Origin of the sequence: Smaragdicoccus niigatensis DSM 44881 = NBRC 103563 (assembly GCF_000380645.1) — a bacterium.
Taxonomy (GTDB): domain Bacteria; phylum Actinomycetota; class Actinomycetes; order Mycobacteriales; family Mycobacteriaceae; genus Smaragdicoccus; species Smaragdicoccus niigatensis.
The window spans coordinates 1-19,732 of record NZ_AQXZ01000011.1; the positions used below are offsets into that span (position 1 = coordinate 1).

The 19,732-nt window shown below is 63.7% G+C and carries 20 protein-coding genes; 10 read left to right on the plus strand and 10 right to left on the minus strand.

The features are described 5' to 3' along the window. A partial coding sequence (locus tag F600_RS0103310) for an ABC transporter permease (protein WP_018159165.1) occupies positions 1-417 on the plus strand: 417 nt, incomplete at its 5' end. Here F600_RS0103310 and F600_RS30055 read toward each other — a convergent pair. Beyond that, positions 414-1,058, minus strand: coding sequence for a TetR/AcrR family transcriptional regulator (locus F600_RS30055; protein ID WP_081628690.1), 645 nt, complete (start codon positions 1,056-1,058; stop codon positions 414-416). The two genes, F600_RS0103310 and F600_RS30055, sit on opposite strands and share 4 nt — an antisense overlap. A 63-nt stretch (positions 1,059-1,121) precedes the next feature. Between F600_RS30055 and F600_RS0103320 the strand changes: the two genes are divergently transcribed. From F600_RS0103320 to F600_RS0103345, 6 genes are all read left to right on the plus strand, one after another. Next, entirely contained in the window at positions 1,122-2,537 is a 1,416-nt protein-coding gene (locus tag F600_RS0103320; RefSeq protein ID WP_026306119.1) for a cytochrome P450, read from the plus strand. A 3-nt stretch (positions 2,538-2,540) separates the two neighbouring features. Then, positions 2,541-4,151, plus strand: a complete 1,611-nt coding sequence (locus tag F600_RS0103325) for an FAD-dependent oxidoreductase (RefSeq protein ID WP_018159168.1) — start codon at positions 2,541-2,543, stop codon at positions 4,149-4,151. A 102-nt stretch (positions 4,152-4,253) separates the two neighbouring features. Continuing rightward, positions 4,254-4,913, plus strand: a complete 660-nt coding sequence (locus F600_RS26720) for a M23 family metallopeptidase (RefSeq protein ID WP_018159169.1) — start codon at positions 4,254-4,256, stop codon at positions 4,911-4,913. 67 nt (positions 4,914-4,980) lie between these two features. Beyond that, entirely contained in the window at positions 4,981-6,012 is a 1,032-nt protein-coding gene (locus F600_RS30060) for a glycosyltransferase family 2 protein (protein WP_018159170.1), read from the plus strand. Beyond that, the gene (locus tag F600_RS0103340) at positions 6,009-6,551 is read left to right on the plus strand and encodes a dTDP-4-dehydrorhamnose 3,5-epimerase family protein (RefSeq protein WP_018159171.1); all 543 of its coding nucleotides are present in this window, start codon (positions 6,009-6,011) and stop codon (positions 6,549-6,551) included. The genes F600_RS30060 and F600_RS0103340 overlap by 4 nt, the downstream gene beginning before the upstream one ends. A 63-nt stretch (positions 6,552-6,614) precedes the next feature. Beyond that, the gene (locus F600_RS0103345; protein ID WP_018159172.1) at positions 6,615-7,493 is read left to right on the plus strand and encodes an alkaline phosphatase family protein; all 879 of its coding nucleotides are present in this window, start codon (positions 6,615-6,617) and stop codon (positions 7,491-7,493) included. A 6-nt stretch (positions 7,494-7,499) separates the two neighbouring features. Here the strand turns inward: F600_RS0103345 and F600_RS26730 are convergent, their stop codons facing one another. Then, the gene (locus F600_RS26730) at positions 7,500-7,892 is read right to left on the minus strand and encodes a YybH family protein (RefSeq protein WP_018159173.1); all 393 of its coding nucleotides are present in this window, start codon (positions 7,890-7,892) and stop codon (positions 7,500-7,502) included. Positions 7,893-7,932: 40 nt separating this feature from the next. Here F600_RS26730 and F600_RS26735 point away from each other — a divergent pair, with 40 nt between their 5' ends. Continuing rightward, positions 7,933-8,802: an ATP-grasp fold amidoligase family protein gene (locus tag F600_RS26735; protein WP_018159174.1), complete on the plus strand. Its 870-nt coding sequence runs from the start codon at positions 7,933-7,935 to the stop codon at positions 8,800-8,802. A gap of 2 nt (positions 8,803-8,804) precedes the next feature. Here the strand turns inward: F600_RS26735 and F600_RS0103360 are convergent, their stop codons facing one another. Continuing rightward, positions 8,805-9,527: an aspartate/glutamate racemase family protein gene (locus tag F600_RS0103360; protein ID WP_018159175.1), complete on the minus strand. Its 723-nt coding sequence runs from the start codon at positions 9,525-9,527 to the stop codon at positions 8,805-8,807. Between the two features lie 5 nt (positions 9,528-9,532). Continuing rightward, complete coding sequence (locus tag F600_RS0103365) at positions 9,533-11,077, minus strand: NCS1 family nucleobase:cation symporter-1 (protein WP_018159176.1); 1,545 nt, start codon at positions 11,075-11,077, stop codon at positions 9,533-9,535. 142 nt (positions 11,078-11,219) lie between these two features. Here F600_RS0103365 and F600_RS0103370 point away from each other — a divergent pair, with 142 nt between their 5' ends. Continuing rightward, positions 11,220-11,927 carry a GntR family transcriptional regulator gene (locus tag F600_RS0103370; protein ID WP_018159177.1) on the plus strand — a complete coding sequence of 236 codons (708 nt, stop codon included), beginning with the start codon at positions 11,220-11,222 and terminating at the stop codon, positions 11,925-11,927. Here the strand turns inward: F600_RS0103370 and puuE are convergent. The 5 genes from puuE to F600_RS26745 all read right to left on the minus strand — a co-directional run bounded on the left by puuE (position 11,924) and on the right by F600_RS26745 (position 17,040). Continuing rightward, positions 11,924-12,826 (minus strand): allantoinase PuuE, encoded by a 903-nt coding sequence (gene puuE / locus F600_RS0103375; RefSeq protein WP_026306120.1) that lies wholly within the window; start codon positions 12,824-12,826, stop codon positions 11,924-11,926. The genes F600_RS0103370 and puuE overlap by 4 nt on opposite strands. Next, complete coding sequence (alc, locus tag F600_RS0103380; RefSeq protein ID WP_018159179.1) at positions 12,823-13,821, minus strand: allantoicase; 999 nt, start codon at positions 13,819-13,821, stop codon at positions 12,823-12,825. The genes puuE and alc overlap by 4 nt, the downstream gene beginning before the upstream one ends. Then, the gene (locus F600_RS0103385; protein WP_018159180.1) at positions 13,818-15,005 is read right to left on the minus strand and encodes a DUF6986 family protein; all 1,188 of its coding nucleotides are present in this window, start codon (positions 15,003-15,005) and stop codon (positions 13,818-13,820) included. Before F600_RS0103385 ends, alc begins: the two co-directional genes overlap by 4 nt. A 65-nt stretch (positions 15,006-15,070) precedes the next feature. After that, positions 15,071-15,508: a MerR family transcriptional regulator gene (locus tag F600_RS26740; protein WP_018159181.1), complete on the minus strand. Its 438-nt coding sequence runs from the start codon at positions 15,506-15,508 to the stop codon at positions 15,071-15,073. Continuing rightward, positions 15,505-17,040 carry an MFS transporter gene (locus F600_RS26745; RefSeq protein ID WP_162141382.1) on the minus strand — a complete coding sequence of 512 codons (1,536 nt, stop codon included), beginning with the start codon at positions 17,038-17,040 and terminating at the stop codon, positions 15,505-15,507. Before F600_RS26745 ends, F600_RS26740 begins: the two co-directional genes overlap by 4 nt. 71 nt (positions 17,041-17,111) lie before the next feature. Between F600_RS26745 and F600_RS26750 the strand changes: the two genes are divergently transcribed. Then, positions 17,112-18,359: an MFS transporter gene (locus F600_RS26750; RefSeq protein ID WP_018159183.1), complete on the plus strand. Its 1,248-nt coding sequence runs from the start codon at positions 17,112-17,114 to the stop codon at positions 18,357-18,359. Here F600_RS26750 and F600_RS0103405 read toward each other — a convergent pair. After that, positions 18,340-19,728 carry an HNH endonuclease signature motif containing protein gene (locus F600_RS0103405; RefSeq protein WP_018159184.1) on the minus strand — a complete coding sequence of 463 codons (1,389 nt, stop codon included), beginning with the start codon at positions 19,726-19,728 and terminating at the stop codon, positions 18,340-18,342. The two genes, F600_RS26750 and F600_RS0103405, sit on opposite strands and share 20 nt — an antisense overlap. Positions 19,729-19,732 lie beyond the last annotated feature (4 nt).

Here is a 19,732-nt window from a genome sequence, read left to right on the forward strand (position 1 = left end):
GACGCGTTGGACGTCATCGCCATTAGGCCCCTGCCCTACCTGGTCACCACCCGCATGATCGCCGCCATGATCGCGATCATCCCCCTCTACGTCATCGGCCTCGCGGTCGCGTACGTGTCCTGCCGACTCACCGTCCAAATCCTCGGCGGCACCTCAGCCGGCACCTACATGCACTACTTCCACGCCTTCTTCCTCACCCAAGACATCTTCTGGTCCGTCATCAAAGCCATCGTCTTCGCCGCCCTGTGCACCTTCATCCAGTGCTACTACGGCTTCTTCGCCTCCGGCGGACCCGAAGGCGTCGGCGTCGCCGCCGGCCGCGCCATCAAAATGTGCTTCATCGTCGTCGTCTTCGCCAACATGTTCCTCACACTCGCCATCTGGGGCATCACCCCAGGCATCCGGATATCCGGTTAGTCGCGTCGGGCCGTGACCGGCCCGACCATTCGATCGGCCCCGACCGCTGCGAGACCCGGCATGAGAAGGGCCAGGAGCGCGTCGACGAGTTCGGCGCGGGATCGATCGCGTCGATCGTTCCAATCCTCGGCGGCAAGGAGCACCGCCCCCGCGAACGCACTCCCCCAGGGACGCGCAAGCGAGACGTCTGCTCCCACGGTGGCGAGGGCCGAGGCCACGACATCGGTGACCCAGTCGACGATCCAGCTGAAAAGCGGTCGGCTCTTGGTCTCATCGGGACTGACCCACGTCTGCATCAACAGCGGATAGAGATGCGGGTGGCTCTCGACAAAGGTGCAGAAGATGTCGATGACGCCACGGAGGAGCTCCGCCAGCGGCAACGGCTGAGCCAGCATCTCGTCCGTTTCACTGATCAACCTCGTCGAATGCCGGATCGTCAGGGCATAGGCAACAGCCGCCAAGTTCGGAAACGCGGCGTAGACAACGGTCCGCGCATACCCCGCCTCCGCTGCGATATCCGAAATCGACGGCTCAACGACGCCCCGCGCGATCACCCGCTCCGCGGCATCCAACAGCTCCTCGCGGCGCGCATCAGCGTCGATCGGCGGGCGCCCGCGACGCACCGACTTCGCCCTTGTCATCTCACCCTTTCCGATTTAACGTACACAGTGTACTTAAAAGCCACACCAACGCAGGAGGCTTCGATGTCAACGCTGACCCGAGCTGCCCATACCGGAACCAACTGGCTTGCCGAACACCTCTTGCCAACCCACTCCACACCATTGGCCCAACCGCCGGAAGGGTCGGGCCTCAAACCGGTGATGGGCGACCAGGGACTGCCGTACGTCGGCTGGGCGCCGGTCGCGATCAACGACTTCGCCGGCTTTGCACGCAAGCGCTACGACACCTACGGCCCGGTCAGCTGGACCGGCATGCTGGGCACTCGAGCCGTCAACGTTCTGGGTCCCGATGCCCTCGGTGAGGTCCTCAACAACCGCGACAAAGCGTTCGCGAACGGCCGCGGCTGGTCCTACTTCATCGGCCCGTTCTTCAACCGCGGAATCATGCTGCTCGACTTCGAAGAGCACCTCGAACACAAGCGCATCATGCAACAGGCATTCACTCGAGACCGGCTGATCGACTACCTCGGCACGATGAACTCGGGCATCGCCCGCGTAACCGGGGAGTGGCGCCCCGGCCGGCACTTTCCGATGTACGAAAGCACGAAACACCTGCTCCTCGACGTCGCGACGGAAGTCTTCGTTGGCGAAGAACCCGGACCCGAGAGCGACGACATCAACGAGGCGTTCATCGACACCGTCGCAGCCGGCATGGCGTATGTCCGGGCGGATGTCCCGGGTGGTCGATGGCATCGCGGGATCGTCGGCCGAAAGCAACTCGAGGAGTACTTCCGCGCGCTGATACCCGCTAAACGAGCTGGGAATGGAACCGACCTGTTCAGTTGGCTCTGCCGCGCCCAGACCGACGACGGGCTCAGCTTCAGCGATGACGACGTCGTCAACCACATGATCTTCGTCCTGATGGCCGCCCACGACACCAGCGCGATCACCACGGGGACGGTGGCGTACTACCTCGGCAAGCACCCCGAATGGCAGCACCGGCTGCGCGCAGAGGTCAAGAGTATGGGCAAGCCAATGCTCGACTACGCAGACCTCGACCGGATGCCATTGATGGACATGGTTTTTCGCGAGGCTTTGCGGATCAACCCACCTGTCGGAGGGATCGCGCGACGCACCGTGAAGGACACGTCCATCGTTGGTCACTACATTCCGGCGAACACCCTCATCCTTCTGCTGCCCCAAGCCCAGCACCGACTCGAGAAGTTCTGGGACCAACCCCACCGATTCGACCCTGAGCGCTTCGCACCGCACCGCCGCGAGGACAAGCAGCACCGATTCCTGTGGTCGCCGTTCGGCGGCGGAGTACACAAGTGCATCGGCATGTATTTCGGTGGGATGCAGGTCAAGAGCATCATGTATCAGCTGCTGCTCAACTTCTCGTGGACCGTTCCGGACGGCTATCGACCGGAGATGAAGTACGGAACCGGCTACTACCCGGCAGACGGTTTGCCCGTTCACCTCACGCGACTGGGTGCATGACCGATGCCGCATGTCATCACGCAGAACTGCTGCAATGATGCGGGCTGCGTCGACGCCTGCCCCGTCGACTGCATTCACCCGCGGCCCGACGAGCCCGGCTACCTGTCCGCCGAGATGCTCTACATCGACCCCGACAAGTGCATTGACTGCGGGGCCTGCATCCCGATGTGTCCGGTCGACGCGATTCGGACGGAGGCAGATCTGGAGCCGAAATTCCTGCGCTACAAGGATTTGAACGCTTTCTACGCCTCGGAAAGCCCGGCTCCGGCCCCGCGCGCTGCCATTCCACTGACCATTCGGACGTCGTCGCGAGCGCTGCGTGTGGCCATCGTCGGAGCCGGACCGGCTGGACTGTTCGCCGCCGAGCATCTCCTCACACAGCCCGGCATGCGGGTCGAGGTCGACGTCTACGACCGACTCCCGACACCCTGGGGTCTCATTCGCGCTGGAGTCGCACCCGATCACCAACAGACCAAAGCCGCCGCCGAGGTGTTTCGGTGGACCACCCGGCGGCCCGGATTTCGCTACCAACTCGGCGTCGAGGTAGGTCGGGACATCACGCATCCCGAGCTGAGCAACGCGTACCACGCCGTGATCTATGCGGTCGGTGCGTCCGTTGACCGTCACCTCGGCATTCCCGGTGAGGACCTGCCGGGTAGCCACTCCGCGACCGATTTCGTCGCCTGGTACAACGGGCACCCCGATCATGCGGACCAAGAGTTCGACCTGTCCGGGACGCGAGCGGTCATCATCGGCAACGGCAACGTCGCCCTCGACGTGGCGCGCATTCTGGTGAGCGACCCGGCGACCCTCGCCCCGACGGACATCGCCGACCACGCATTGGAAGCACTGCGCCACAGCAATATTCGCGAAGTTCTGGTCGTCGGTCGACGAGGTCCGGCCGAGGCTGCCTACACCACGCCGGAGCTGTTGGGCCTGGCGAATGTGCCCGGCGTCGAGATCCGGATTCAGCCCGATGAAGTACGGGAAGCGTCGGGCCTCAAGGTCGACGTTCTTCGCGAGGTCGTGCGTCAACAGCAATCCGGACCGCGGCAAATCATCCTCCGCTACCTGCATTCGCCGGTCGAGATACTCGGCGTGAACCACGTCGAAGGTGTGCGCGTCGTGCGCAATGAACTCCAGGCTGTTGACGGCGGTGTTCGTGCAGTCCCCATCGACGAATTCGAAACAGTCGCCACCGGTCTCGTGCTGCGTTCGATCGGCTATCGCGGCACCGCGTTGCCGGACGTGCCTTTCGACGAGTCGCGCGGTGTCATCCCGAACGTCAACGGCCGCGTCGCGCCCGGCGTCTACGCCACCGGCTGGATCAAACGGGGACCGTCGGGCGTGATCGGCACGAACAAGCAATGCGCGCGCGAAACGGCGGAGGCACTGCTCGAAGATGCCGTTGCCAATCGTCTGCCCACCCCGCCGAAGAACCTGTGGCACATCGATCGACTCCTGGACGAACGCGCGCCCAGGCGCCTTGACGTCCGCGGCTGGAATGCGATCGACAGGTCCGAGCGGGAGGCCGGCCGATTAGCCGGCCGGCCTCGTCGAAAATTCACGAACATCGAGGAGTTGATCCGGACCGCCATGTCTGCGCCCAGGTGAGAGGCAATTTTCGCGCCCGATCAAACGATCTTGAATCCCGGCGGAATTTGAAGAAAAATGCAACTTCTGTCGCGAGAAGTGACCCCGGATTATGTTTGATCCATGCTCGTCATTAATTCGCTCTCGAATGCCGGTAAGAAGTTCCGGCGTGAGCGCTCGGGCGCGAAGGTCAGCCTGTTCGCACGCATGCCCCAAAGCAAGCGCGGCCGCGTCGCTGCCTTTTCGCTGGCCGCGGCCGCCGTGCTGGCGCCGACGGCAGCCGCAGCAACCACCGCTGCGCATCGGCACTCGGCGGCCAAGAAGGCCACGGTCACTGCGGCGGCCAGCCATGTCGCCCCACCGGCTCCGCCGCCGGCGCCACCGAAGTACTTCATTCCGACCACCGGCGTCCTGACGTCGCTGTTCGGTGAGCGCTGGGGCACGATGCATGCCGGCATCGACCTCGCTGCTCCGATCGGAACGCCGATCGTCGCTGTCACCGACGGCACCGTGATCGAGGCCGGTCCGGCGTCCGGATTCGGCCAGTGGGTCCGCGTCCAGCAGGACGACGGCACGATCGCCGTCTTCGGACACGTCAGCCAGTTCTTCGTGACCGCCGGACAGCCGATCAAGGCGGGCGAGGTCATCGCGGCCGTCGGCAACGAGGGCCAGTCAACCGGCCCACACCTGCACTACGAGGTGTGGCTCCCGGACGGCACGAAGATCGACCCGTTGCCCTGGCTACTCGCGCACGGCATCAACTGTGGTCCGCTCGCCGTCTGACCTTTCGATCGGACACGCTCACGCCCGGTAGCGCTCCATTTGCTGCGGGTGTCCTACGCTCGTCTGCATGCGTTGGTCAGTGCTACTGCCCACCCACAACCGCCCGGAAACCCTGCAAATCGCGATCGAATCCGTTCTCGCCCAAGATGATCCGGACTTCGAACTGCTCGTCGTCGGCGACGGCTGCACGGACCACACCGGCGACGTGGTCGCGTCCTTTGCGGACGACCGGATTCGCTGGTTCGATCTGCCGAAGAGTCCTGGATTCGGGTACGCCAACCGAAATGTCGCGCTGCGCGAAGCGCGCGGTGAGTGGATCGCCTATCAGACCCACGACGACATCTGGGCGCCCGACCATTTGTCGTTGATGGCGTCCTTGCTTTCCGACGACGTCGACATCGCGTATTCGAGGCCCATCTGGGCCACTCCCGACGGCTGGATGTACCCGTTCTCGTTCGATCTTCGCGACCCCATCAACATCGTTCGATTTCAGACGGAGAACTACATTCCCGCCTTGTGCTTCGTCACCCGCCGGCGTGCGGTCGAGGCGGCAGGTTGGTGGCCGGAGGACGTCGAATCGAGTGGCGACTGGCTCCTCTGGCGGCGCGTTCTAGCAGTCACCGGCTCGACGCGTCCGGCATATCTGTCCACCCCGACGTCGATCCATTTCCGCACGATCCGCCGCAACTTCGATCATCCGATGGTGGTCTACCTGCAGCGATCCGCGCAGGACTGGTGGCCGGAGGATCTGCACTTCGGCGCACGGCAAGGCGTCATCGAACAGGAAATCGTTCGCGAACTACTGGGCGACGATCCCCAGGCGTGGTGGACCAAGGTTCGGGTAGCGACCGAGACGGCCGAGCATTACCTGGCCGGGCGGGAGCCTATCCATATGCAGCAGATCGACCAACTGACGCAGAAGGTCGCCGAACTCAACGCGCTTCTCGTTCGCCAGGCGCACCAGTTGGACGAGTCACGGCGGTCTGTCGACGAGATCGTTTCCTCGCGCTCGTGGCGGCTGACCGAACCTGTCCGCACCGGTGCCGCACGAATTCGAAACCACATGGCGCGTACGCGCGGAAATGGACTCTCCCGATGACAATTGACGAAACCCTCGCCGCAGCCTGGCGCGACTCGCAGACGGTGACCTCCGACGGCAAGTCGGTCGCGCGAGAAATCGAGGGCGTCAAGGTGCGCTCGACCGTCAACCACGTCGATCACCGCGGTTCGGTGTTCGAGATCTTCGAAGGCGACCTGACGTTCTGGGACTCTCCGGTCGTTTACGCCTACCAGTTCTCGTGCCTCCCCGGACAAGTGAAGGGCTGGGGCCTGCACGAGAAGAAGTTCGACCGCTACACGATCATCTCGGGTGAGATTCTGACGCTCCTCTACGATGCCCGACCGGACTCGCCCACGCGGGGTGTCGTGCAGAAGGTGACGATGTCGGATCGAGCGTCGCGCCAGCTCATCATTCCGCCGTTCGTGTGGCACCTGAACATCAACATCGGCGATTCCGAAGCGCGGCTGATCAATTTCCCGACCGAGGTCTACAACCACGCGGCCCCGGACCGCCTGCTGTTGCCGTGGGATACCGACCAGATCCCGGCGAACGCGAAGGATTACTTCCCAAAGTTCTGAGGCAATCCTGTGCATTCGCCAAAGTCCTTGAGGCCCACGCTCACCTAGCGGGACGATGGAGGTATGCGTCACCGGCTTCGGATCGCGTCTCTTCTCGCAGCGAGCGCGCTGTTCGCGGGATGTGGCGGATCAGGCACTGCGGTTCCCGGATTCCAGGGAGTTCCGGTCACAGTCGCGCCGGGCTCTCTTCCCCGACCTGACCACGTCGTCATCCTGATCTTCGAGAACAAGGATTACGACCAGGTCATCGGTTCACGCCGCGCGCCGTACATCAATTCGCTGGCCAACGGCGGCATGAACTTCACCGACTCGCACGCGGAAACGCATCCGAGCCAGCCGAACTACATTGCGCTGCTCGCAGGTTCGATGCTGGGCGTCAACGACAATGACTGCCCGCATGACCTCGGCGACCAACCCAACCTCTTCCGGCAGCTGCTCGATGCCGGGTTCACTGCGACCGGGTACTCCGAAGGACTGCCGTCGGCGGGGTACAAGGGATGCGAGTCCGGCGACTACGCCCGCAAACACAACCCTCTTCCCAACTTCTCCAACATCCCGGATTCGTCGAACCTGCCGTTCAGCGACTTCCCGAGCGACTATTCGAAGCTCCCGACCGTCTCGCTTGTTATTCCGGATCTCTGCAACGACATGCACGACTGCAACGTCTCCGTCGGCGACGACTGGACCCAGCAGAACATGTCCGGCTACGCCGAGTGGGCCAAGACCCACAACAGCTTGCTCATCGTCACGTTCGACGAAGACAACGGCTCCGACGAGAATCTGATTCCAACGGTCTTCTACGGCCAGATGGCTCCGGCCGGTGAGTTCAACCAGCGCATCGATCACTACAACGTCTTGCGGACCATTCAGGAGATGTACGGCCTGCCCTCACTTGGCGAGTCGACCTCATCGCAGACGATCAGCGGGTTGATCCACAGCTAGCTGTGGTCAGGGCACCAGCGAGAAGTGCGTGTGCACGGCCTGCCACGGCTCGTCCATTGCTTCGCGAGTGAGAAAGACCGTGCATCGGCCTGGGCGATGGAATTCGGACCCATCCGGCCGGAATCCCGTCGACGACCACAAGCAAGCCCCCCATCCGTGCAAGCGGTCATTGGACAGTCCGGCGTCGAGTGAATCCAGGTCGAATCGGAAGTTCGAGATCTTGCCCCACACCGATCGCCACTGCTGGTCTTCGAGTTCATCGAGACCGCGCACGACCCGCGCGACGGTACCGAATCCCACCACGTCATCGGCGAAAAGGTCACGCGCAGCACCGAAGTCGACGGACCCGATGAGACGTTCCCACTGCGAAAACCAGTCCCGAATCGTATCGGTCGTCACTGGAGAAACTCCGTTCGGTGCGTTGTATAAACTCACGCCCATGGCAATGAGCGGGGTATTCGTCCGAATTGTGCGGTCGGCCCTTCTGACTCTGCCACTTACGGCCCGTCGGTGCCTATTCGTCCTCACCACACATCGCAGACTGCCCAACCTGCGCAATCCGCAGCGCTTCACCGACAAAGTGCATTGGCGGATCCTCAACGACAGACGCGACGTCCTCGCGCGGACATGCGACAAGCTCGGCATGAAGGAGATCGCACGAGACGCTGGCGGAACGTCGGTGCGAATCCCCGAGACCGTGTGGTCGGGAACGGACCTCCGCGAGCTCGGGGACGTCGCCCTGCCAGACCGATGGGTTCTCAAGCCGACCCATCGATTCGGCCGGATCATCTTCGGCTCAGGACGCCCGGACATCGCTGACCTGCAGGAACGTACGGCAGGCTGGCTCGACGAGATCAACTGGGCCGTGCACGGCGAGTGGGCCTACGGACAAGCCGTCCGCCAATTCCTCGTCGAAGAACGCATCGGCGAATCCGAACAGGTGCCCGCGGACTACAAATTCTTCGTGTTCGACGGCGTCGCGCAGTTCGTGCTCGTCGTTGCGGATCGCTTCAACGGCGGCGGGTCCAACGCCGCCTACTACGACCGGGACTGGAACCGGATCGCGGTCCACCCCGGTGGTGAGAACATGCCGCTCCACGAGCGTCCGGACAACCTCACCGACCTTCTCGACGTTGCCGGCCGGATCGGTGAGGCGTTCGACTTCATGCGGGTCGATCTGTACAGCGTCGATGGCGAAGTCTGGTTCGGCGAGACGACGCCGTACCCGGTCAGTGGGATGGCGACGTACTCCCCCGACGACTTCGACTTCCAGATGGGTGGGTTCTGGACGCTGCCGAAGCTCGGCTGAAATCAGAGCGCGAACCCCTCGAGCGCACCCTGATACTGCTTGCGTGGCGGCGGCGCATACTCACCCACCCGGCTCGTGGAAACCCCCAGGCGGACAAGACCTTCTACGATTGTCACGCCCGCTGTCACACCGTCGATGACCGGTACGCCGAGTTCCCCCGACAGTTCTGCGCACAAGTCCGCCATCCCCGCGCAGCCGAGCACGATCGATTCCGCACCGTCCTGCTCCACGGCACGCCGGCACTCCGCCAGGATCCGTTTCTTCGCCTCCGGGTCGGTCTCCAGTTCGAGCACCGGAACTTCGCAGGCTCGAACGCTGCGGCAATAGGCTCGGACGCCGTAGCGGTCGACGAGTTCCTGTGCCCGGCCCGTCGTCCGCCCGAGCGTCGTCACGACACTGAACGATCGCGCCACGTACGTCGCCGTCCGCATGGCCGCTTCCGCGATCCCGACGACCGGACCACGTGCGATCTCCCGCGCCGCGTCGAGGCCCGGATCTCCGAAACAGGCGAGAACGTAGGCGTCCGCCGGTTCACCATTTCGGATCTCGTCCAGGATTCCCGGCACCGCGAGCGCTTCGTCGTAGTGCGATTCGATCGACGCCGGACCCATCGACGGACTCACCGCGACGACGGTTGTGCCCTGGCCTGCCACCGCCCGGGCACAACCGCCGATCAAGGTGGTCATCGCAGCCGAGGTGTTGGGATTGATGACCATGATCCGCATAATCGTCAAGCCTTCACCGGCTCGCCGGATCCGGCAACGTTCCTCTGCTTGGCGAACGGCAGGTACACCAGGAATCCGACACCCATTCCGATGAACCAGCTGTAATTGGACAGCCATTCGATGACGTGACCGAGTTTGGGAACCATAACCGAGAGCAGCGCCGCGACGAAGGCGACCACCAACGCGTAGACCGCAGCCCGGTTGTACCCCTTCTCGTAGTGGTACTCCCCATTCGGGTCCAGGGTGAAGAGATCATCGACCACGATCTTCTGCTTCCGCACAATGTAGAAGTCGGCGATCAGGATTCCGAACAGCGGACCGATCATGGCGCCCAGGATGCCCAGCGTCCAGAAGATGGCGTTGTCGTTCGCATACCAGTTCCACGGCGTCAGGAGAACCGATCCGAAGGCCGCGATCATTCCACCCATACGCCAAGAGATCTTCTGCGGGCTGACGTTCGAGAAGTCGAACGCCGGGCTGATGAAGTTGGCGACGATGTTGATACCGATCGTCGCGGTCACGAACGTGGCACCACCGAGCAGAATCGCGAAAGTTGTGTCGATCTTCTGAACGGTCACAATCGGGTCGGTGATGAGTTCGCCGTACAGCGGGACGGTGCATGCCGCGGTCAGCACGGTCAGCAGCGAGAACATGATGAAGTTCACCGGGAGCCCGAGGAAGTTGCCCTTCTTGATCGACTTGAAGTCCTTGGCGTAGCGGGAGAAGTCACCGAAGTTGAGCATCGGGCCGGAGAAGTAGGACACCACCGCAGCCACCGCCGCGAACATTGCGGCGACCAACGCTCCACCGGTGAGCTGCTCCTTCGAAAGGTTGAGGCTCACGCTCCAGCCGACCTTGTTGAGCATGTAGAGGCACATGACCACCATGACGACGTAGACGGCGGGTCCGGCGTAGTCGATGAACTTCCGGATGACGTCCATTCCGCGCCAGAACAATGCCGCCTGCAGAACCCACAGAATCGCGTAGCTCACATATCCGAGCACCGAGAGGCCGAGGAATCCGTGCTGGTCAACGTCAGCCCACGGCCCCAGGCTCGGCCACAGCTTGAGGAAGATGATGTTGAGCGACTCGGCGGCGAGGAAGGTTTGCACGCCGTACCAGGCCACGGCGATAAGTCCGCGGATGATGGCCGGGATGTTCGCCCCGAGCACACCGAACGACACCCGGCTGGTCACCGGGTACGGGACACCCGCCTGCTGGCTCGGCTTGGCGACGAGATTGCAGAAGAACTGGACGATGCAAATACCGACGATGAGGCAGATGAACACCTGCCACGCGTTGAGGCCGAGCGCGAACAAGGTTCCCATCGTGACGTAGCCGCCGACGCTGTGTACGTCGGACATCCAGAAGGCGAAGATGTTGTACGAGCCCCACGTCTGCTTCTTCAGCGGGGCAAGGTCCTCGTTGGTGAGGCGGGGGTCATAGCCTTCTTTGATCAGCCCACTGCCCACGGGCATTCCCGCGGCCTCGACAAGATCATTGGCTCCCAGGGCACTGTCCGCAATCGCGGATTTCTGATCGATGGTCATCACTACCTCCTCAGGAAGAGTTCCGGTTAGGTAGTGATGAACGTAATTTCCTGTTGTTTCCTCCTAATGACCCGAAACATATATTCTGTTGCTCCGCCAAAAAGGTCATCTGTGTGCAATAAACCGTCGCTACGGTTCAACCATGCCGACACGACGACGCTCGGTCCTGCCCGATCGCCTGCACGCGCGCGAGGGGGCAAGCCCACAACTCGAGGTCCTCGACGAACTGCGGCGAGTCATCGTCGAGGGCGGTGTTCCGCCGGGTAATCCGGTGCCCGTTGGCGAGGTCGCGCGAGTCCTCGGCGTCAGCACCATTCCGGTCCGGGAATCCTTGCGCCAACTGATCGGCGAGGGCTTGATCGACCACCGGCCCAACCTCGGTTTCACCGTTACCCAGTTGACGCCCGCCGAACTCTCCGAGATCTACCTTGTCCGGGGTTCCCTGGAGAACGCCGCACATGGTGCCGCGATCAAGCTCGCGACCAGCGACGACGACGACGCCGCGAAGGTCGCGTGCGACGCCCTCGACGAGGCGATCCGCACCGATGACGCTTTGAGCTACCACCAGTTCAGCCGTGCGTTCCACATCGCGCTGGTCCGGCCATCGCGAATGGGCCGGCTGCTGCACATGCTCGAATCGGCGTGGAACATCACCGAACCGGTCCGTCCGATGGCGCAGATTGCGAGTCGGCAGCGAACGGCGCTCCACCTCGATCACAAGGAAATGCTCGACGCGTTCACCCGGCGGGACGCCGATGGCCTGCGCGAAGTGTCCGCTCGTCACCAGGATCGGTTGAAAATCGCGATCGCCGATCTGCCACCCGAGTCTGGTCTGCGACACCCTGACTAACGTGCCGGATGCGTCTTTCGCCAGTGTTCGGCGATGTCGATCCGGCGGGTGATCCACACCCTGTCGTGCGCCTGCACGTGATCGAGAAAGCGCTCCAACGCGGCGATCCGCGCGGGTCGCCCGACGAGGCGACAGTGCAGCCCCACCGACAGCATCTTGGGACTGCCACCCAGGCCCTCGCGATAGAGCGTGTCGAACGCGTCGCGCAGATGCGTGAAGAACTGCTCGCCGCTCGGGAAACCCGCTGGGGAGGAGAACCGCATGTCGTTGGTGTCGAGGGTGTAGGGAACCACCAGATGATCCTTGCCCTCGACGTCGACCCAATAAGGCAGGTCATCGGCGTAGGAATCGGAGTCGTAGGCGAAGCCCCCGTGCTCGACGACCAACTCTCGGGTGTGCGGCGAATCGCGTCCGGTGTACCAGCCCAGTGGCGTCTCCCCGGTCAACTCCCGCAAAATCTGAACGGCTTCCCGCATATGCTCGCGCTCGACCGCCTTCTCGATGTACTGATAGGACGTCCAGCGCAATCCATGGCACGCGATCTCGTGTCCGAGCTCCAGGAACGCCGAGACCGCCTCGGGATTACGCTGCAAAGCCCGGGCGACCCCGAATATCGTGATCGGAAGCCCGCGCCTTTCGAATGTGCGCAGCACGCGCCAAACACCCGCGCGAGAACCATATTCGTAGATGGATTCCATGCTCATGTGCCGGTTCGGAAATGGCTGCGCGGGAACGATTTCAGACAGAAACGTCTCCGCTGCCGAGTCCCCGTCGAGGACGCAGTTCTCGCCGCCCTCTTCGTAGTTGAGGACGAACTGAACCGCGATGCGGGCGTCGCCGGGCCACTTCGGATCCGGGGGATGCGGGCCGTACCCGACCATGTCGCGCGGATAAGTCATCGCCGCCACCTCTCCGCGAGGTCCTCCGGCTTCAAGTCCCCGAAGACACGAAGCCTCGCCATGCCGCCGTCCGGATGGATGTCGAGTCGTAGCTGGTCGACGGGTACGTCGATCAGGACGGGAAAGCGATGCCGGGTATCCGGCTGAAGCGGTGTCCGGGGCAGCAGTTCGATCCACTCGTTGTCCGCTGTCCGACCGTGCACTACCGCAGCTCCGGGACTGTTGGCGATGAAGTAGGTCGTGTCCAGTTCGATCACGCGCGGAAGTCCACGTCCGGCGAGGCGCACCTCGACCCAGTCGTTGCCTTTGTCCCGGCGTCGTGCGGTTTCCCAACCGTCTCCCATCGACTGTGGCATGCCCGGTGCGAGGAGATTCTGCGGCGACGAATAGAAGCGGTTTGAACACGCGGTGACGAGGGCGCCATTCTCGAGCGCCGCCAGGTCGATCGGTCCGAGCGCGAGGAAGTCCGGGTCCGGCACTCCGATGCCGTGCACCCTCAGCCGCGCGACGCCGCCGTCCGGATACATCGTGAGCCGAACATGCGTCCAGCGTTCAGTGCTGGTGACGTCGAAGGCATTTCGGGTGTCGCCGTAGACCTTGACGCGCGCCACGATCGGCGTCCAATCGTCGCGTTCGGCAAGTTCCGCAGCACTCGGATAGCCGTCGACGTGCAGTGCCTCGACCGAAATCTGCGACGGATAGTTGCCCTTGAACCACGACGTATCCACGACGATGCCGTAGATGGCGCCGGGGATGCCAAGCCGGACGATGGCCTGGTCGACCCCGTCCTCGCGCCGTCGACGCGTCTCCCAACCGTCGTAGACCTGCCCCTTATGGCCAAAGGTCGACGGTCGGTAACCCGCTTTCTCCGGCCGGATGAGGTTCTCCTTCTCGGCGAACGATTCGTCATTCGCCCACACCACCGCGCCCCCGAAACTGCGTAGCGCCAAGTCAGGCAAGAGAAGGAAGTCGGGGCCCGTGTCGGACTCGGTCATCTGTTCCCCTCACTGTCGATGGGTGCCCGCGCCACGACGGCGGCCAATTGCGCGGCGGACGAAACGCCAGTGTCGGCAAGCGTCAAGACGCCACAGTCGAGCCCGCGCACGAGCACGCGGGCCAGTGCCTCGGCGGAGGCCGGCTCATCGAAATCGCTCGTCCGCTCAATGTAGGCCCGCAGTCGCGGTGCGGCGACCGCTGCGGCAGCCCGGTAGAACTCGATGTTCGCCAGCCACCTGGTCACCAGGTGGCCGGGGTGCATGTCCCAGCCCTGGTAGTACCCGCGCGCCAAGGATCGACTGACCAGGCGGAAGTGGAGGTCGAGCGCGTCCTGCACCCGTCCGCCGACCGGCGCCACCTGGGTCGACCCGTCGCACACCCACACCCCGGTTTGTGCGGCAGCTGCCTGCATCACAGCTTTCGCGTGGTCGGCGACCGGATGGTCGAGCGACTGATGCATTGCCGCGATGCCACACGCGGCGCTGTAGTCGTATGTCCCGTAATGCAGCCCGTCACAGCGCCCCTGCGATCGGTGGATCGCCGCCGCGACGGTCGCGGTTCCGTCGGTCGCGACGATCGCCTGCGGACTCTCGATCTGCAGTTCGAAGCGCAAACTCACCCCGTGGGCGCGCTCGAATGCGCGGCACAACTCGACGGCCGCACCGACTTGATCCAGAGCGCGGAACTTCGGAATCGTGAAGACGAAATCGTCGGTCGAATCCAACTCGGCGACAACGGCTTCGAGAATCGCGATCGAGCGTCGCCAATCGTCGGGCGTCAGCCCGGGAATTCGTACGCCCGCCTTGACGGGCAGTTGCGCGACGGTCGTACCGACCCGGCGAGCGTCGCGCATTTCGTCGCCGGTCGATCGATAGCCGTCTTCGAAGTCGAATCGAATGTCGCGGATAGGGCTGTGGGTGAGAACGGTCGCGGTCTGCGTTACCGCGCTTTCGGTGGCAATCGAGGTCAGGAACGGGCGGTTCTCCTCGAGGAGCTCCGAAGCGCGGTGGCCCCAGTCTTCGATGACGCTCGGATCAGCTTTCGCGGCACTGAGGTAGACCGTGTGGACCGGCTGACCCGCAACGCGGTCGCCCGGATAGTGCGACGCGAGGTACCCCGCGGCAGCGGCGACGTGACGTTCGACAAGACCAGTGTCGAGGATCGATTTCGCCATGTCGCCCATCGTGACAGTCCGTGGCGAAGGGCGAAAATGATATACGATTTCGCCACCGTGACCAGTGCAAACGCCTAGTCGAGCTCGTTCAGGAGAGTCTTGACTTTGTCGAGTTTGCCTTCGAGTTCTCGCTCCAGCGCAGCCACTTCATCACGCCGCCGAATGACGAGTTCGAGCTGACGCTGGATGTATCCCCGCGATTCGGTCAGAATCTCGCGCCGGCGCTCCGGGTCGTCAACGCCCGTTCGCCATTCGCGACGCAATTCGGCACGGGCGTCCTCGGCTTCGAAAACGGCGCGGAGTTCGTCGAGGGACAGGCCGAGCAGTTCCTTCAAGCGCAGTAGCTCGGTAATGCGATCAATCGCGGCATCGGTGTAGGTGCGGTGCGAGCCGGGCTCACGGCCACCCGCAGCGGGGAGCAAGCCGATCTCCTCGTAATACCGGATCGTTCGGGTCGTCGTCCCCGCGGCCCGCGCGACATCACCGATCCGCAGCTCCCTCGCCTCGCTCACGGGACCGCACGCACCTCTTCCAGGATTGCTTCTTCGACGTCGTCGGCAACGTTGTAGTCGTCGGCCTGACCCTTGACGTGCTTGGGTCGCATCATCGAAACTCCAGCACCGATCAGGGAGATTACTGCCAGCACCCACAGTGCGTTGTGCATGTTCTCGATGAATGGCCGCAGTTGCGCATCGGACAGGCCCGTTGCCAGGCCCGAGAAGATCTTGAACAGAACCGGTTTCGGGATTCCGTTGGTCACCGCGGCCATCACGAAGGCGATCGAGATGACCGCGCCCGTGTTCTGCAGGACGGTACGGGCACCCGACGCGACACCGCGTCGGTCCGCGGGAACGGTGCCCATCATGGCGGCGGTGTTCGGCGAATTGAACATTCCCGACCCGATTCCGACGAGCGCCAGCCAGGTACCGCTCTCCCAGTACGAACTCTGGGGCTCCATCGTCGTCATGAGTGCAAGTCCTGCTGCGGTGACGAGCATTCCGCCAGCGGCCAAGGCACGTGAGCCGTGACGGTCTGCCCAGACGCCGGCGAGCGGCGACGAGATCAGCATTCCGATGGCCATCGGCGCCAACTTCAGACCTGCGGTGATGGGGTCGTCGCCTTGGGCGCCTTGGTAGTAGAAGACGAAGATGAACATCAGTGCAAAGCGCGAGAGGCCATTGATGAAGGCTGCGCCGGTCGCCGCGGCGAACAGTCGGTTCGCGAAGATCGAGAGATCGAGCATGGGCGCGCGCCCGTGGCGTTCGATGAGAACGAAGAGAGGCAGGAGGATCGCCGCCAGGATGAAGCCGACGACCACCGGCATCTCGGTCCAACTCTCGAGACCACCACGCGAGATTGCGTAGACGAGGCCGGTCAGTCCGACGACGAACGTCAACGTGCCCGCGATGTCGAGTCCGCGTTGAGCGTCTCGCACCGCAAGTTCACGAAGGACCACCGCGGACCAGACCGCGCCGATGATGGTCAGCGGGACGTTGAACCAGAAGACCCACTGCCACGAGATCGCGACCAAAGCGCCACCCAGGACCGGACCGAGAATCAGGCCGACGGCCGCCACCATCGCGTTTGTCCCCATCGCGAAGCCGAGTCGTTCCTTGGGGAACGCGTCCGTCACCAGGGCGGGACCGTTGGCGAAGATGAAGGCGCCACCGACGCCCTGGATGATTCGCCAGATAATGAGAGACGTTCCGCCCGTTGCGAATCCAGCACCGAGCGAGGCGAGACCGAAGATGACGAACGCGGCGACGAACGCTTGCTTTCGACCGAACAGATCCGACAATCGACCGGCGGTGAGCACCAGGACTGTCGAGGAGATCATGTACGCGAGGATCACCCACACGAGTTCGAGCAGCGACGTTCCCAGGGCACGCTCGAGGTCCGGCAGGGCGATGATCAGCGTCCCGGAGTTGGTCGCGACAAGCAGCATTCCGAGACTCGTGCACGACAACGCCCACCACTTGTAGGAGTCAGCCGTGGACGCGGCGTGCTTCGGCACCGGACGGTCCAAGCTCTTTTTAACGTTCACGTTAAGTATTGTTCCAGACCTTCCGCGAGTCGTCTCATCTCCCCTCCCGACAGTCAGGGTTTGATCGACTGGTGAGCGAGAGACTCGGGCGGCAGTTCGGCTGGCTGTGGTCCGCATATGCGATCAGCACCGCGGGCACCTGGCTGGCGTTCGACGCGTTCTCGATGCTCGCGATTCTCGTGCTGCACGTCGATGCCGCCCGGGTATCGCTTCTCGCCGCAGTCGGATTGGCGGTCGGTGCGCTGGTCGCGATTCCGCTGGGTCCGTGGGTCGAATTCCGGAGCAAGAGACCCGTGATGGTCTCGATGGATCTGGTGCGGTTCCTCGCCCTGATCTCCGTGCCCGTCGCGTACTTCCTCGACGCCCTCAGGTACTGGCAGCTCGCGGTCGTGGCCATCGTCGTCGCAGCCGCCGATGTCACGTTCACGGCAGCGAGTGGCGCCTATCTCAAGTCCCTGATCCCGCGGCCACTGCTGCTGACCGCAAACGCGCGATTCGAGTCCACGACCTGGACCGCAACGATCCTCGGACCACCCCTTGGCGGTGCGGCGATCGCCGTTTTCGGTCCGATTTCGACCGTGGTTCTGAATGCGGTGAGTTTCGTTCTGTCGGCGATCGGGATTCGGTGCATCGGCGGGGTCGAGAATCCGCCTTCGCGTGTCGCGGGTTACCGCGTCGCGGAACTTCGGGCCGGCTGGGACGTCATCACCGGGGACCCGATTCTGCGCCGGCTGTTCGCCAATACCGTGCTCGTCAACGCGTTGATCCTGGCGCCCTTGCCACTGCTCGCGGTGCTGATGATGGGGAGCCTCGGCTTCGCGCCCTGGCAATACGCACTGTCGTTCGCAGTGCCGTGTGTCGGTGGCATTCTCGGCGCGCGAATGGCCCGGCCGCTGGTGGCGCGGTTTGGTCAGTCTTCGGTTCTGCGGACCGCCGGCATTGCGCGGTCCTGCTGGCCGATCGGGCTGGCGTTTGTGATGTCCGGCAGCGGGGGGATGGCTCTGGTCATCGCAGTGCAGTTCGGGCTCGTTCTCTGCTGTGGAATTTTCAACCCGGTCTACGCGACCTACCGGCTGGACCGACTACCCGGCACTTACGCCGCGCGTGCGCTATCGGCGTGGTCGATCAGCACCAAGACGACCACCGCATTGATGACGGCGGCCTGGGGGCTGGCCGCGTCGATCACCGGGCCGCGGATTTCGATTGCTCTGGCGGGGGCTTTGTTGCTTGTCACTCCCCTCCTGCTGCCGCGTCGGTTCCCGGTTTCTGCAAGCGCGCGTCCGGAAGCTGCCGGCAAGCTCAGGGAGCTTGTCGACTAGTTCCGACCCGGCGTTCGGGGTGGTGGAAGTGGTTGACCCGGGGTTTGCGTTCCGGGTCAATGATTTTGGGTGGTATCCACACCGTCCATCCGAGGTGGTTTTTCGTGGTTTTCCACTGATGGAGACCAGGACCGGCGAGTGGATGGTGGATATCGCAGGCTGGCCCGAGTTTGTCGATGTTCGTCGGGCAGCCCTCGACCCAGTCCCGGTCCGCGTGGTGTGCCTGCGTGTAATAGGCGCCGCGGTCGCAGCCGGGGAAGCTGCAGCCGCGTTCGGTCGCCGCGAGCATCAACCGCTGCCCGGGCGAGGCGATCCGCCGGGCCCGGCCGTGATAGAGCTCAACCGGTTTGGCGTCGCCGAAAAGGGTGGCGAGGAACAGTTCCGCATGTCCGGCCATGCGCAGGACGTCACTGATCGGGATATCGAGGCTGCCGCCGGTGCGTCCGGTCTGTGGGGCACCCAACGCGGGGTCCAGGGCGGTGATGTCGGCGGTGATGATGACCGTGACCGGCATACCGCGGTGCTGGCCGAGGTCTCCGGACATGAGGATCGCGCGCAGCATTGCCACGAGTGCGTCGTGGCAGCGTTGACCATAGGTCCGGGTGTCGGCCTTGATGTCGGCTTCGGTGGGGTCGTGGTCGATCGTGGGTTCGGCATCGGCGGGGTTGCACATGCCACGCCGTGCGAACTTCGCCAGGTACGACTCCAGATAGGCGGCAGCTTCCGGGGTGAGGCAGAACGTGCCGGACACCATCTTGTCGCTGCCCTGCTTGTGCAGCGTGAAATGCCGCTTGCGGGCCCGGTCCAGGTCATCGTCGAGGGTGCCGTCCGGGTCCAATACATGGCGAAGCCGGTCCGCGAGCTTGGCGAGTTCGTCGGGGCGGAACTGGGTGGCCCAGTCCGCGAGTTGTTGTTCGGCGAACACGCGTGCGTCGGGTTCGACCGCCCGGGGCAGGTTCTTGAAGAACCGGCGGATCACCGTCAGGTGCTCACGCCCAACAGTGCCGCTGTTCACCACTTCGGCAACGTATTCGAGGTTCGGTGCGACGACGTCGCCGGAGACCATGATCCGCGGGGTCAGGTCGGCGGCGATCCGCAGCCGTGCGCGGACGTCCTTCTTGTCCAGTCGTGCACCGTCGGCGACCGCGTCCACGGTCCGCAAGATGCCGAGTGAGTCATCCGTCCGAGTCTCCAGCTCCGCCAACACCCGGTAGCCGAGGGCATCGAGTTGCCGCTTGAGCGACTCGATCTCGACGAACAATGCCGCCTGCTCGGCGCGTGTTCCGTTCGCCTCCAGCGGCACGGCAGCGCGCATCGCGGCGAGAGCCGTAGTGGCCTCACCTGCGGAAACGAGCTGGTCAACAAGCACTATT